Annotated in this window: 13 protein-coding genes and 1 tRNA gene; 4 read left to right on the top strand and 10 right to left on the bottom strand. The window is 56.2% G+C overall.

Annotation, left to right across the window (positions count from 1 at the left end):
• Nucleotides 1-12: 12 nt before the first annotated feature.
• From KI792_09380 to KI792_09365, 4 genes are all read right to left on the bottom strand, one after another.
• Nucleotides 13-669: a rhodanese-like domain-containing protein gene (locus tag KI792_09380; GenBank protein ID MBV6633228.1), complete on the bottom strand. Its 657-nt coding sequence runs from the start codon at nucleotides 667-669 to the stop codon at nucleotides 13-15.
• A gap of 36 nt (nucleotides 670-705) precedes the next feature.
• On the bottom strand, nucleotides 706-1,188 hold the full coding sequence (gene hisI / locus KI792_09375) for a phosphoribosyl-AMP cyclohydrolase (protein MBV6633227.1): 483 nt from the start codon (nucleotides 1,186-1,188) through the stop codon (nucleotides 706-708).
• 99 nt (nucleotides 1,189-1,287) lie between these two features.
• Complete coding sequence (locus tag KI792_09370) at nucleotides 1,288-1,659, bottom strand: hypothetical protein (protein MBV6633226.1); 372 nt, start codon at nucleotides 1,657-1,659, stop codon at nucleotides 1,288-1,290.
• 120 nt (nucleotides 1,660-1,779) lie between these two features.
• Nucleotides 1,780-2,445, bottom strand: coding sequence for a LysE family translocator (locus tag KI792_09365; protein MBV6633225.1), 666 nt, complete (start codon nucleotides 2,443-2,445; stop codon nucleotides 1,780-1,782).
• A 231-nt stretch (nucleotides 2,446-2,676) separates the two neighbouring features.
• Here KI792_09365 and KI792_09360 point away from each other — a divergent pair, with 231 nt between their 5' ends.
• The 3 genes from KI792_09360 (at nucleotide 2,677) to KI792_09350 (ending at nucleotide 6,107) form a co-directional block, all read left to right on the top strand.
• Nucleotides 2,677-3,108 (top strand): heme-binding protein, encoded by a 432-nt coding sequence (locus tag KI792_09360; protein ID MBV6633224.1) that lies wholly within the window; start codon nucleotides 2,677-2,679, stop codon nucleotides 3,106-3,108.
• A 71-nt stretch (nucleotides 3,109-3,179) separates the two neighbouring features.
• A complete protein-coding gene (locus tag KI792_09355) occupies nucleotides 3,180-5,342 on the top strand; it encodes a malate synthase G (GenBank protein ID MBV6633223.1) in 2,163 nt (720 codons plus the stop codon).
• 54 nt (nucleotides 5,343-5,396) lie between these two features.
• Complete coding sequence (locus tag KI792_09350) at nucleotides 5,397-6,107, top strand: hypothetical protein (protein MBV6633222.1); 711 nt, start codon at nucleotides 5,397-5,399, stop codon at nucleotides 6,105-6,107.
• A 20-nt stretch (nucleotides 6,108-6,127) separates the two neighbouring features.
• On the opposite strand, the gene KI792_09345 is transcribed toward KI792_09350, so the two are convergent.
• The 5 genes from KI792_09345 to KI792_09325 form a co-directional block, all read right to left on the bottom strand.
• A complete protein-coding gene (locus KI792_09345) occupies nucleotides 6,128-6,961 on the bottom strand; it encodes a DUF1698 domain-containing protein (GenBank protein ID MBV6633221.1) in 834 nt (277 codons plus the stop codon).
• A gap of 16 nt (nucleotides 6,962-6,977) precedes the next feature.
• A complete protein-coding gene (locus KI792_09340) occupies nucleotides 6,978-7,703 on the bottom strand; it encodes a hypothetical protein (GenBank protein MBV6633220.1) in 726 nt (241 codons plus the stop codon).
• A 10-nt stretch (nucleotides 7,704-7,713) separates the two neighbouring features.
• Nucleotides 7,714-8,352 carry a hypothetical protein gene (locus KI792_09335; protein ID MBV6633219.1) on the bottom strand — a complete coding sequence of 213 codons (639 nt, stop codon included), beginning with the start codon at nucleotides 8,350-8,352 and terminating at the stop codon, nucleotides 7,714-7,716.
• Nucleotides 8,349-11,273, bottom strand: a complete 2,925-nt coding sequence (locus KI792_09330) for a glycosyltransferase (protein MBV6633218.1) — start codon at nucleotides 11,271-11,273, stop codon at nucleotides 8,349-8,351. Before KI792_09330 ends, KI792_09335 begins: the two co-directional genes overlap by 4 nt.
• A gap of 37 nt (nucleotides 11,274-11,310) precedes the next feature.
• A tRNA-Ser gene (locus KI792_09325) sits at nucleotides 11,311-11,400 on the bottom strand.
• A 378-nt stretch (nucleotides 11,401-11,778) separates the two neighbouring features.
• On the opposite strand from KI792_09325, the gene KI792_09320 reads away from it, so the two are divergent.
• Nucleotides 11,779-12,162 (top strand): hypothetical protein, encoded by a 384-nt coding sequence (locus KI792_09320; protein ID MBV6633217.1) that lies wholly within the window; start codon nucleotides 11,779-11,781, stop codon nucleotides 12,160-12,162.
• Here the strand turns inward: KI792_09320 and KI792_09315 are convergent.
• Nucleotides 12,065-12,841 carry an alpha/beta hydrolase gene (locus KI792_09315; protein MBV6633216.1) on the bottom strand — a complete coding sequence of 259 codons (777 nt, stop codon included), beginning with the start codon at nucleotides 12,839-12,841 and terminating at the stop codon, nucleotides 12,065-12,067. The two genes, KI792_09320 and KI792_09315, sit on opposite strands and share 98 nt — an antisense overlap.
• Between the last annotated feature and the right edge of the window lies 1 nt (nucleotide 12,842).

The following is a 12,842-nucleotide window of genomic DNA, read 5'->3' as shown; positions in this document are numbered from 1 at the left end:
CTGGTTAAGCCACTAAGGCAGCATCTGGAAGTCTGGCGCCGTCTCTGGATTGGCCTTGGGCATCAAGCGGGCCACGGAACGGTTATAGGGGTGGATGTAATCAACCACCTCGCCTGCTGCATTATTGAGCGGCTGATCCTCACCAAACCACCGGAAAATACCGCCAGACAGGTTGTGGATGCGAGTACCCGCTGCCGCCAATGGGCGCTCAACCCGCACGGCAAGGCGGGAGGCGCGGCGACCAACGCTGCAATAGAAAAGCACCTGCTTATCCGCAACTTCACGGCCATAGAGGCGCATGAACTCAACTGCTGAAATGTTGGGGTCGACCTGGATTGCGCCCGGTATGTGGCTGGCCTGATGCTCGACTGCCTCCCGGACATCAAAGATCACCAGCTCTGGCCCCGTGCTCTCAAGCCGGGGCACGCTGGCAATGTCGACATGGGTCAGTGATGTGTAGCGGTCGCGGACTTGCTCCTCGATCTCAGCCAGCGCGTCGCGCGGTAAATCAGGGCGAAGCCGATCAAACAGCAGATCGGGCACGATGATCGACACGACCAGCGCAATGATGATTGCCGTCGTAATCCAGGGAAAGCGGGCGAACCGGGATGACGGCCGTGTGGGCGCATCATCGCTTTTGGATGTTGGCTCTGATTGCTGTTCAGTCAAAGGCCACCGGCCAATCTCAAATAAAGACGCTCGAGATTAAACCTGGGTCGGATTTGGCGCGTCGCCATACACTTCTTTGGGATTGAAGACGAGCTCATGCTCTTCGAACTTAAGCTTCGCCGGGGCATCATCGCCCTGGCCCACCTCTAGCGAACGATAGAAGCAAGAGCGATACCCAACATGGCAGCTTGCCTCACCATAAGGGCCATCAATCTCAACCGCGATCCAGACGGCATCCTGGTCATCATCGATGCGGATCTCTTGCACCTTCTGCAGCAGGCCGGATGATGCGCCCTTACGCCAAAGCTGCTTGCGGCTGCGGCTGTAATAATGGGCCTCACCGGTTTGAACCGTCAGCTTCAGCGCCTCTTCATTCATGTAGCCAAGCATCAGCACCTCGCCGCTCTTCGCGGAGGTGGTGACGACGGGGATAAGACCGTCAGCATCGAACTTCGGGGCTAGTTCATAGCCTTCTTCGATCTGCTCAACGGTGACGCGCTGCGCGAACATGCCGGCCATGATGGGCCTCTTCCTAATGTTGGTGAACTCTGGGATTACGGGAGATATGCCCTCTCGCCAGCGGCAAGGCAACCCCAGCTGTCGTCAGGCAGAACAGCCCTACCGTTTGCGCAGTTTGCGCGCCTGGTCAATCAGCCCGATTAGGCCTGGATGCTGGGCATCATCTACACTTTGAATAGCGGCAATGCGTTGACGCCCGCCAAACCCTTCAAGCAGCCGATCTGGGTCGGAAAGCTGATCACCATAGAGGAAATGTAGCTTAATCGAGCGGGGGGTCAGCGCCAGGGTCAGGAATGGCCCGGGGATGTAGTCTGGCCCCTGCAGAATGTAGTGGATCGATTTTGCGGCCGGGATGGTTGCCTCATCGCAATCCGGCGTGTGCTCCATAATCGTTAGCCGCACCCGATTGGCCAGCTCAGCCACGGCGTCAGGCATGGCATTTAACAGGTCATCTGCCTTGTATTGGGTCACGATGTAAGCCTTCCCGATGCGTTGGCTTGTAGGTGGTCCAACGCCTTGTTTTTTATCACTCTACTCATACCAGGGCCCGCAGGCCCGGTCCAACATTCGCCAAAAAACAATAAGGGTAACTTAACCCGCCTGCCGCTCATGCCCGGCGAGCCAAAGCGCCATCCCACCCAGGGTCACGGCCAGGATACGGTTCTGCCAACGCCAGAACCCAGCATTCTCACTTAACCAACCACCAATCCTGGCGAACAGCAGCACCATCGCGGCGAGCCAAACCATGCCAATGGCGACGAAGACGATGGCCAACATGATCAGGGTCAGGGCCGTTGGCGCGCCCGCCGGCACAAATTGCGGCAAGAACGCGATGAAGAAGACGATCAGCTTCGGGTTGAATAGGTTGGTCAGAAGCGCGTTGCGGAACACCCGGGCATAACCGGTCTTGGGCGTTGGCTGGGCCTCGCCCCCCTCACCCGTGACGGATGCCAGGGGATCGACACCCTGCTGCCCATCCCGCCAAACTTGCCACGCTAACCACAGCAGATAGGCAACGCCCAACCAACGAACCGCTTCATAGGCCATTGGCGCGTGAACGAAGAGTTGGGACAGACCAAAAACCGCCGCCAGACTATGGATGACCAGCCCCAAACCAATACCCGCCATGGCGACGAAACCGATACGCCGACCGCGGGTGATGGTGTGACCCACAACAAAGACAGTATCTGGGCCAGGGGTGACCGCGATCAGAACTGAAGCGATGACAAAAGCACCGAAAAGTGCGGGATCCAGCATTCCAAAACCTGAAAACTAACGGGCGTAACCACAGGCCAGCACGCTAACCCATTCCTGCGTTTTGCGCATAAAGCTTTTGATGCCGGGCTGATCGCCGTAAATCACTTGCCGATCATGGGTTTGCCACCTACCTCTGAATTCGTCCTAAACGACCATCCCATGGTCCCAAGCTGCGGGGCGCCACCGACATGCGCGCGCCACCCAGCCCCGAACGATTTTTGAGGAACGCCCATGTCCACCCTGACACTCGACCAGGCCAAAACCATCATTGAAGCCGCCCGCGCAAAGGGGCGTGAGCTGAACCTCAAGCCACTCACCGTGACCGTACTGGACGCCCATGGCGTCACCCTGGCCACGGAACGTGAGGATGGCTCCAGCCTGCTTCGCCCCAAGGTTGCCCATGGTAAGGCCTATGGTGCGATCTCCCTCGGCATTGGTAGCCGCGCAATTTTCACTCGCGCGCAAGAGCAGCCCTATTTCATCCAATCGGTAAACGCCCTCGCCGATGGCGCCTTGGTCCCGGTTCCGGGCGGCGTGCTGGTCAAGGATGGCGCCGGTACCCTGCTGGGTGCTGTCGGTATTACTGGCGACACCTCAGACAATGACGAGATCGCCGCCGTCGCCGGTGTTGAGGCGGCTGGCCTAACCGCCGTTACCGGCTGATCCGACCCCGCCACAAACCGATATCCGAAACATTCTTTGCCGATAGGCGACACCCGATAGGAAACAAACCCATGACCCAACGCAGCACCATTGGCGGCTATCAGATCGCCCAAGAACTGGTCGACTTTATTGATCAAGAGGCCCTGCCCGGCTCCGGTATTGACCGCGATGCCTATTGGAATGGCTTCACCGCTACGCTGGATGAGTTGGCGCCTAAGAACCGATCCCTGCTCGCCATCCGTGACGATATGCAGGCCAAGATCGATACCTTCCATCGGGAGAACCCGGGCCCGGTCAGCGACATGGCTGGCTATAAGGAGTTCCTGACCAGCATTGGTTATCTGGTGCCTGAGGGTCCTGTTTTCAGCATCGAAACCGCCAATACTGACCCTGAGATTTCAGAGGTTGCTGGCCCACAGCTGGTGGTGCCGATCCTGAACGCCCGCTATGCCCTGAATGCTGCCAATGCCCGCTGGGGCAGCCTCTATGACGCGCTTTACGGTACCGATGCCATCTCCGAGGATGGCGGCGCTGAGCGTGCGGGCGGCTATAACCCGGCACGTGGTGCCAAGGTGATCGCCTGGGCCCGTAAGTTCCTTGATGATCACGCGCCACTATCCGGCGCCAGCTGGGCCGATATCACCGGCCTAAGCGTTGAGGGTGGCAAGCTTGTGGTGGCTGGTAGCGATGGCCTGGCCGACACCGCACAGTTCGTCGGTTACCAGGGTGATGCCGCATCACCAAACTCAGTTCTGCTGGCCCATAACGGCCTGCACATCGATATCCAAATCGACCCCAACCACCCGATCGGCAAAGAAGACAAGGCCGGCATCGCCGACCTCATCCTTGAATCCGCCATGTCGACCATCCTGGACCTCGAGGACAGTGTCGCGGCGGTCGATGCGGCCGATAAAGTGCTCGCCTATCGTAACTGGCTGGGCCTGGTGACCGGTAAGCTTGAAGACACCTTCCAGAAAGGTGGGAAAAGCGTCACCCGGGCGATGAATGCCGACCGCGCCTACACCGCACCCGATGGCGGCAGCGTCCGCCTTCATGGCCGCTCACTTCTGCTGTTGCGGAATGTGGGCCACCTGATGACCAACCCAACCATTCTGGATGCCAACGGCAATGAAATGCCAGAGGGCCTAATGGATGCGTTCGTAACCCCACTGATCGCGCTTCATGACCTGAAGGGCAATACCACCCGTAAGAACAGCCGAGCCGGCTCCGTCTATGTCGTGAAGCCGAAGATGCATGGCCCGGATGAGGTTGCATTCACCGATGAGATCTTCAGCAAGGTTGAGGCTCTGCTCGGCATGGCACCGAACACCATTAAGGTCGGTGTGATGGATGAAGAGCGCCGCACCTCTGCCAATCTGAAAGAGTGCATCCGCGCGGTGAAGGACCGGATCTTCTTCATCAACACTGGCTTCCTCGACCGCACGGGCGATGAGATCCATACCTCCATGGAGGCAGGTCCGTTCATCCGTAAGGATGACATTAAGGGTGCAGACTGGATCCAGGCCTATGAGGATCAGAACGTTGATATCGGCCTCGCCTGCGGTTTCCGTGGCAAGGCACAAATCGGCAAGGGCATGTGGGCCATGCCCGACCGTATGGCCGAGATGCTGGAGCAAAAGACCGGTCATCCAAAAGCAGGCGCAAATACCGCCTGGGTGCCATCGCCCACCGCCGCCACGCTGCATGCCACCCACTATCACGCAATCAGCGTGAAGGCCGAGCAGGAGCGCCTGGCGAGCCGGGAGCGTGCCTCCATCGACAAGCTGCTGACCATCCCGGTTATTGAGCGGCCAAACTGGCAACCCGCCGATATCGAGCAGGAGCTTGAGAACAATGCCCAGGGTATCCTCGGCTATGTGGTGCGTTGGGTTGATGATGGCGTCGGCTGTTCCAAGGTGCCGGACATCAATGATGTGGGCCTGATGGAAGATCGCGCGACCCTGCGAATTTCCAGCCAACACATTGCTAACTGGCTGCGCCACGGCATCTGCACCGAAGATCAGGTGATGACCGTGATGAAGCGTATGGCCGCCAAGGTAGATGGCCAGAATGCTGGTGACCCGACCTACACGCCGATGGATGGCAACTTCGACACATCAATCGCGTTCAAAGCCGCTTGCGATCTGGTCTTTGAAGGTACGAGCCAACCCAACGGCTATACTGAGCCAACCCTTCACAAACGCCGGTTAGAGGTCAAAGCTGCGCATGGCTGACCTATCGGTCGGGATTACTGCGCGAAGTTCATGGCGTCAAATAAGCTGGTTTTCATGACTCATTTTGGCCGGAGCGGTTCAACCGTTCTGGCCATTATGCTGAGTCAGCACCCAGGTATCGACTGGCGACAGGAAATCTTCACCGCCGCGCTTCAGGATAAAAAGAACCTGACGCCGCCGGACTACCACAAGCTTGTGGCCTCACAGACCAGCAAAAAGACGGATATCACCGGCCTAGAAGTCAAGCCGATCAACTTTTTCAAACGGTCAAACACAACCATTCGACCGTTTTTAAGCGGATACTTCAGGGATGATTGCCAGCACATCTTCTTGGAACGCAAAAACGTCCTGAAGCGGATGATCAGCGCGCATCGTGCAAGTAAGAACCAAGTTTATCACGTGCTTAAGGGCCAGCAGCCGCCCGACGACAAGGTGTTAATCGACCTAGATAACTTCACCGATTTCGACACGATGAGCAGTGGCACGCTGAAACACACAGTCACTGGGGCTGTGGAGTACAATCGCGGCCTGATTGAGTTCCTCGAAGAGAAGCAGCCTGGCTTCCTGCATCTGACCTATGAAGACGATGTCGAGCAGGACCCCAATATTGCCTATGAGAAGATTTTAAACTTCCTGGGACTTGAACAGGTTCCAGCAAAAATCCAGCTGCAGAAAACCGGCAAGTCGCTAGCAGAGGACATCGGGAATTACGATGAGGTCCGTGCGCATCTGGAAACAACAGAGCATGCCTGGATGCTGGACTGATACGTGCCCAGCTTTAGCGGTCATATATCACTGACATAGCCGCCCTGCTCACCAATCAGCTGATGCTCCATGCTAACCGAGCCAGAGACTTTGCGGCCTAGTGCATTGATGTACTGGCAACCATTGGGCGCTTGCTTACCGGTCATTGAGCCAACATCAAAGCCCGCCGCTGACATCCAGCCGGTGAGTGCCGTCCGGTTTGGGAAAAACCAATTGTCACCATTCATAAAATTACCGGGGTAGCTCAAGCAAAGCGGGATATTGAAATCATCGGCCTGGCCAAGGGCATCGAGGACGACCTGCGCGCCTTCGTCAACCGCAGCACCGCTCAACTGCTCAGCATAGGTGCCCATACCGGAGCCGATGGCAATGACATGGCCACCCGGCTTGAGCACATCCCGGATCTTCTCAAACGCCAGGATTGGGTGTTTCAGGTGATAGAAAATACCCATGAACAAGACGACATCGAATTCTTGTTCATAATGGTCCGGCAGCTCATAGACGCTGCACCGAACATACGGCACGTCCAGCCCGGTGATCTTGCCAATCGTGTTAAAACCGGTCTTCTGCGGGTTCTGGATATCGCAAGCGGAGACGTCATGACCGCGGGCTGCGAGAGCATAGGCAACCGGGCCATCCCAAGTGCCAATCTCAAGGATCCGCTTACCCTCAATTGAGGTCAGCCCCTCAATCGCCCGAACCTGCTTTTCTTCAGGATAGCGATCACCCTTGGGCACAATCCCCGGGGCCACGACACCGGGCAGGATTTCAACTGAGTGATACCAAAATTTTACCTTTGATATCAGGTTGCTAACTTCTTCGTCCGAGAGGTCTGACTGCTCAACAATTGCCATTGTTCACTCTCCAAGCTTACTCAGACATCCAGTCTTCTTGACCGATATCGCGCATATGGGTCTGCACAACAGCGGGGTTGGAAAACCGCTCGAGCATGTCCTTTGAGTTTTGTCGCAACAAATCGGCTTCCGGGCTAGCTGGTTCAGCGAGGTTTAGGAAACGAAACAGGGCCTGTGCCTGCTCTGGATCACGCAGCTTAGAGTAACTGAGCTTCAGGAACTCTTGCCCTTCGCTGGACAACTGGTGCTCAACCCGTTGGTAGAACTGGGACGTAACATTGCGATAGTGATCAAACTTCTCAGGGATGAACTCAACCTTAGTCTCTCGCAGATCACTCTTCTCCTTCGCCCGCCAGACACCATTCGCCATCGCAATGGTCATGGATGAGTAGGAGGCGAGGAGGTTATCGCGCCTTAAGACGATCTTTTTGATGTCCTTAGACTTCAGGGCGAACTGAACAATCTCCGGCACATCACCACCGAAGATCTTGAACCCAACCGCCGCAAACGGCTTCTTGGTATCGAAGGCCGCATTGGTAAAACCAACTGGATCTTCGTCACGAAACTCCCGGGTAAGGGGGCGATTGGTCGTAACCGGACCACCTTCGGCGCCGACGACCTGACTAGGGTTGGCAATCTCGAAATGGCAGTGGCAGTCGGGGTGCTTATTCAGCATCCCGACAATGTAGTTAGACCCAGTCCGTGCGACCGATATCAGAACAAATTTGGTCTTATCTTCCATTTAGAGAGAGCTAGCCTTGTTGACTGATTTCGGCGGCAATCTTGGCGAGGGCCGGATACTCACGGGCTAAACCATCGCCCAGCCAGGCTTGATATTCCTTGGTGCCCTTAGCCGTAGATAGATCAAACGCATCGCGTAAATCCTCACGAACTATCCAAACCCCACGCCATATCGAGGCCAGTTTCTTACCATCCGCCCTAAAATGCCGGTCAATGACCGGGCCGACGTAATCCCGCAAGTGATACTCCGAGATACCGTTATTAAAGAACCAAAAGACGAGGCGCAGAAACGGCTCGTCATTGGCTTTGGTGTGCCGCTCCGCAACGAACTTTTCAACGTCCGGGCGGAGATCAAGAATGCTTGCCCATAGTTGCGGCATCTGCAGATTGGCGGTAGGCCGAATAACGCGCTTCTGCACAATGCTGCGTATGGTCTGTGTGGGCCCAGGCCTGCGGCGCAGATCAGACTGCTCGGTAAGCAGGACACTGACCAACCACTGTTCCAAATCATTCGTCGATTTGAAATCCCACTGTCGGCAGTGCAGCAGACACATAACGTGTCCGATCGATTTTAGGATCTCCAGCTGGGTATCGTTGCCCTCATCAAGCAACGGATCCAAGAGCCCCGTTTCACGGATCACATACTTCATTTCTGACCCGCCCCTTTGTCTGTCGAACGGCTCAGATCTTCGACGACACCATCAACCCAGTTATCAATGCGGTGATCTTTCACGGCCCCGGTCAAACGCTTCAGGACCGGGTTGCGCCGCTGTAACCGGCGTAGTCGATTGGGGGGTAGCCGCTTGAGTAACTCTTGGTTTAACAGCGGAATTCTCTGCTCAAGGTTCACCTCGGCATGACCGGTGCCCTGGTAGAAGTCTTCATCAAAGCCCTTCGGCATAGCCTTACGATGCCCAAGCACCTTGGCCCAGCTATTGCGATAGTTTGCCGGTGAGAAATGCTTCGAAGCAAAGCGCCGACCATCCTTGCCCCGGATTGATCGCGCGGGTCTTAACAGCAGCTGCTCTAAGATATCGTCTGCCCAATCATCGATGGCATCTAGCACCGGGAAGTATTTGGCCGCCTGATCTGCCAACTCATAAAAGCCATAAGCTGACGCGGAGAATGCCTGACCCAAGGATAAGGTCTCAATCACCTTGGTCGGGAAGCCGGTTCCGTTTTCCACCGCCAAAACATTGACGCGGGCTGCCAGCTGAAGTGGCTCCGCATCCCGGACGCGCCCTAACCGCCAGAGCTGATCACCATAATCGCCCAGATCAGCGCATATCGAACCGGCCACTGAGAAATTAACGCCTAGGGGCCGAAGGATGGGTAGATAAACGCTGTCGATAAACCATCTGAGCGAGGCAACGTTGGAGAAGTGGGAACTGCCGATAAAGGCAAGGTCCAGGCCACTCGCACCGCTATTGGTCATCCACTCTGGAAGGGCGTGACCGGCCTCCGGGGACTCAATCGTCAGGTAGGAAGTCAGCTGACCAACATCTGAAATGCGATGGGCGGCTTGGCTTAGCTCACGGCATTTCTCGATCTGCGCCTTGGGCACGCAGGGCCTGATTGTGGTCTGCTTAACGCTGTCTGGAACGCCCGCGTAGTTTGACTGCAGCTGCTCACTGATATGGACCAGCGCATCAGCCTGTCCGGAGGCCGCCAGCTCATCCCGGTAGTCTTTTTCAATGTACTTGTCGGTATCTTCAGGCCGCCCGGCGCTTAACCGTCGGAAATACATCTGTTTTGCCTGCAGATCGTGGGTCTCAACGATCAGCTTCTTATACTTGGCGCCCAGTAAATCTAGCGCGCCAATATAGAAGGGATAGTTGACGATCGCCCAATCGTACTCTTGGTCCCGAATAAACTCGGCATAGTAATCAGGGTCGATCAACGTGGTTCGGTACTCAAAGGATTCGAAGCTGTTGACGTTAACCCGGTCGTTGAGCGTCATGATGATCCGCTCGGCATCCACACTCGTCTTCGACAGAACGTAAGGGGTGTAAGCGATGATCCCGGCGCCCTCGGGAATATCAAACTCATCCCGTCGGTTATCGATGCTGTTGTAAAACTCAGCTTCTTCGAATGACGACTGAATGGTCGAGAGCGACCAGGGCAAGAATACGCAGTCGACATCAATACCCAAATCACAGAGTGCGCTTAACTGCGCCTTCTGCACCATGCCGACACCGCCATCGAGTGTGCCACAACAAAGCAGCAGCGCACGTTTCTTAGGCGCACTGCGTTTCGCCTCGGCCTTCTTGGCGGCGGCGCTGCGTGTTTTCGCACCATCGACAAGGCGGCTGATAAAACCGGGCCCATTGAATTGCTCGATATAGGCGATCGCCTCTTTGGATGCTTCCAGCCATTGCGACTGGGGCATTTTCACAGCGTCGTAAATCCGTTCAGCGAAGGTCTCAGGGCAGTAATTGTCAGCGGCAATGACGTTCGGGAAATCGAAGCTGACATCAATATCGGTGTCAGCCGGAACAATAAGGCTCTGGCCATAAGCGAGGGCCTCATAGGCAACGCCGGAGCCACGGCATTCATAAGCCTCCAAATCATAGGGCAGCAGAATGATGTCGCTCTCGGCAATCAGTGCCTCATACTCCGATTTCTCAACAGAGGAGATAAGCGAGATGTTGTCGTGAAGCTTGGCGATCCTCTTCAGCCGATCGATGGATTCCTGAACCCACGGATGGGCTTGGTTATCGCCATTGGCCTCACACTGGATGACAAACTTGGTCTTCTTCAGCATGCCGGGATAGCGATGCGCGAAGATATTGATGATCTCCGCCAGGATCCAGAAACCTTTCTCCGCCCGGGCCTCGCCTAAGAACGCAACCTGGCGCTGCTTCGCTTCCTTCTTGCGGCTTTTGGCATCAGTCACCGCAGCTGGGGTTGAGATAGGACCAAAAAGAACCGGGAAGTCGAAGCCAAGCTCTGCATAGGCCTGCTGCAACCGCTTGGTCTCAACATGGAAGAAGATTTTGGTGTCGAGGAACCCTTCAGCCGCAAAGCGGTCCAGGATGCCGGGAAACTTCGATTGTTTTACCTCCGACAACTGCAGGAGGTGCGGCTTCATATAGACAAGGGCATGAATGGTCGGGGTCTGTGCCGGCGCCCGATTGCGCAAAAGGCGCAGCACCGCCTCTGCTGTCGCCAAAGAAAAGGTGTGGAAGTAGAGCAGATCCTGGCTCGTCGCCTCGACCTGATCCAAAAATCCACTCAACTCAGCATAGAGTGCCTTTGCGTTATAGACGCCGTAATGAATGCTGTTGGCATTCAGCGAGGGGCTGAAGGATTGGTCGGTGAAGAGGTCATAAGCCTGGGATGAAAAGCCAGGCACCACATCAATGTTGGTGCCCTCGACATCCAGAGCCGCAGCTGGGGCAGCGGAGAAATGACGGTTGCACCCGATGACAACCTGGTCAAAGCCGAAATCGATCGCAGCCCTAGCAACCCGGCTGGTGGCATTGAAATTGTGGCCAATCTTGGTCTGTAGTTCGGTATCAACGACTAGAAATCGGCCATGTGGCTTAGATTTGCGGCGCTTACCGGCCATATCTGATTGCCTAGCTAGATACAGGATAGACGCGCAATGGCGGTGAGGGTGGGATTCGAACCCACGATAGAGTTTCCCCTATACACGCGTTCCAGGCGTGCGCCTTAAACCACTCGGCCACCTCACCAACGCATCGCCGCACCGGGTTTGTCGGAACCTCGGCAGCGAGCGGCGGGACATTAGGCCAATGGCCTCATTCATGGCAAGGGAGGTTTCACTGGTTTTGTGGGCAAAACCCAAACTAATTGGCCAAAAGTCGGCTTTGTGACCCATACCGCGCCACTTCACCCGCTCGAGATGGCTATGGCGCAAACCAAGCGGCGGCCAATAAAAGCGATGATGCAAACGATCAGCGCTTGCAACCGTTACCACGGGCCGCCTACCCTCTTACTCGTGGGTATGGGCCGCATGACGCTCTTCAGCGTTCATCGACGGCGAGGCAAACACAAACGCGCACCGGTCAGATTAAGAAAACCGGGAGTAGAGAGCGTTATCGGGGTTCACCATGGGCATCCTGTTCTTCCTTATCGGCTTTATCTTTCTGCTCGGCACCGGCGGTGCGCTTGCGTTTGATGCGCTTTACTACCTTGAGACCAATCAGATCGATTTCGCATCGGTGTCACAGCTCTTGCTGATCATGTTTGGCGCAGACAGCCAACAGGCCATGATTGCCCAGATGCAGAACCTGGTCGGTGGTCGCAATTGGCTTGAATATGGCGAGCCCTATCTGGCCAGCCCCGCCTTCGCGACGCCGCTTGGCCTAAGCGTCTTTTTCTTCCTGCTGGCCTATCTCAGCCGGAAGCCGAAAATTCCGCAAGAAGAGGTCCAATCACTTGCGACAGCCGGCTCAAGCAGTATGGGTCGGAGAGGCGGTGGTCGCCGTTCTTAAGCAGTAGCAATTCGGCATCTTCGCTACTCACCAGATCCATAATCTTTGAGCTTAGGCACCACGGCACGTCGGTATCGCGCATGCCGTGGACTAGGCGTATCGGCACATCAATCGGCATAGGCTCGCGAAGCCGCAGATGGTTACGCCCCTCCTCAATCAGGTGGTTGGTGATCAGATACGGCTCATCGCTGTAATCGTTCGGCTGTTCAATCCGGCCATCGCGTTTCAGCGCTTCCTTCTCCTCCGCGGTCATGGAGGCGAACATCAAATCCTCGGTGAAGTCCGGCGCGGAGGCCAAGCCCATGATTGCCGCCAGCCGATCCAGCCGGGCTAAGGCGACGTTCAGCATGATCCAACCGCCCATGGAGGATCCAATTAGGATCAGCTTGCCCTCGGTCAGGTGATCAACGGCATCGATGGCATCTTGGGTCCAATCACCGATACACCCTTCAGCGAAATCACCGGATGACTCACCGTGGCCCGTATAGTCGAATCGAAGGAAGGAAACCCCGGCCCTACGGCACTCATCTTCAAAAAACGTCGCCTTGGTCCCGGTCATGTCGGAGCGGAAGCCACCTAGAAAAACGGCCCAGGGCCCAGCCTCGGCACCCGGCGCCACCGTGCGGTGATAGGCGATCTTCCGACCATCTGGCAGGCTCAAAAATTCAGGCGATGACATG

The organism is Alphaproteobacteria bacterium SS10 (genome assembly GCA_019192455.1).
Lineage (GTDB): Bacteria > Pseudomonadota > Alphaproteobacteria > TMED2 > TMED2 > TMED2.
Note: the sequence above shows the minus strand (reverse complement) of the source record. Positions and strands in the feature narration are given on the sequence as shown.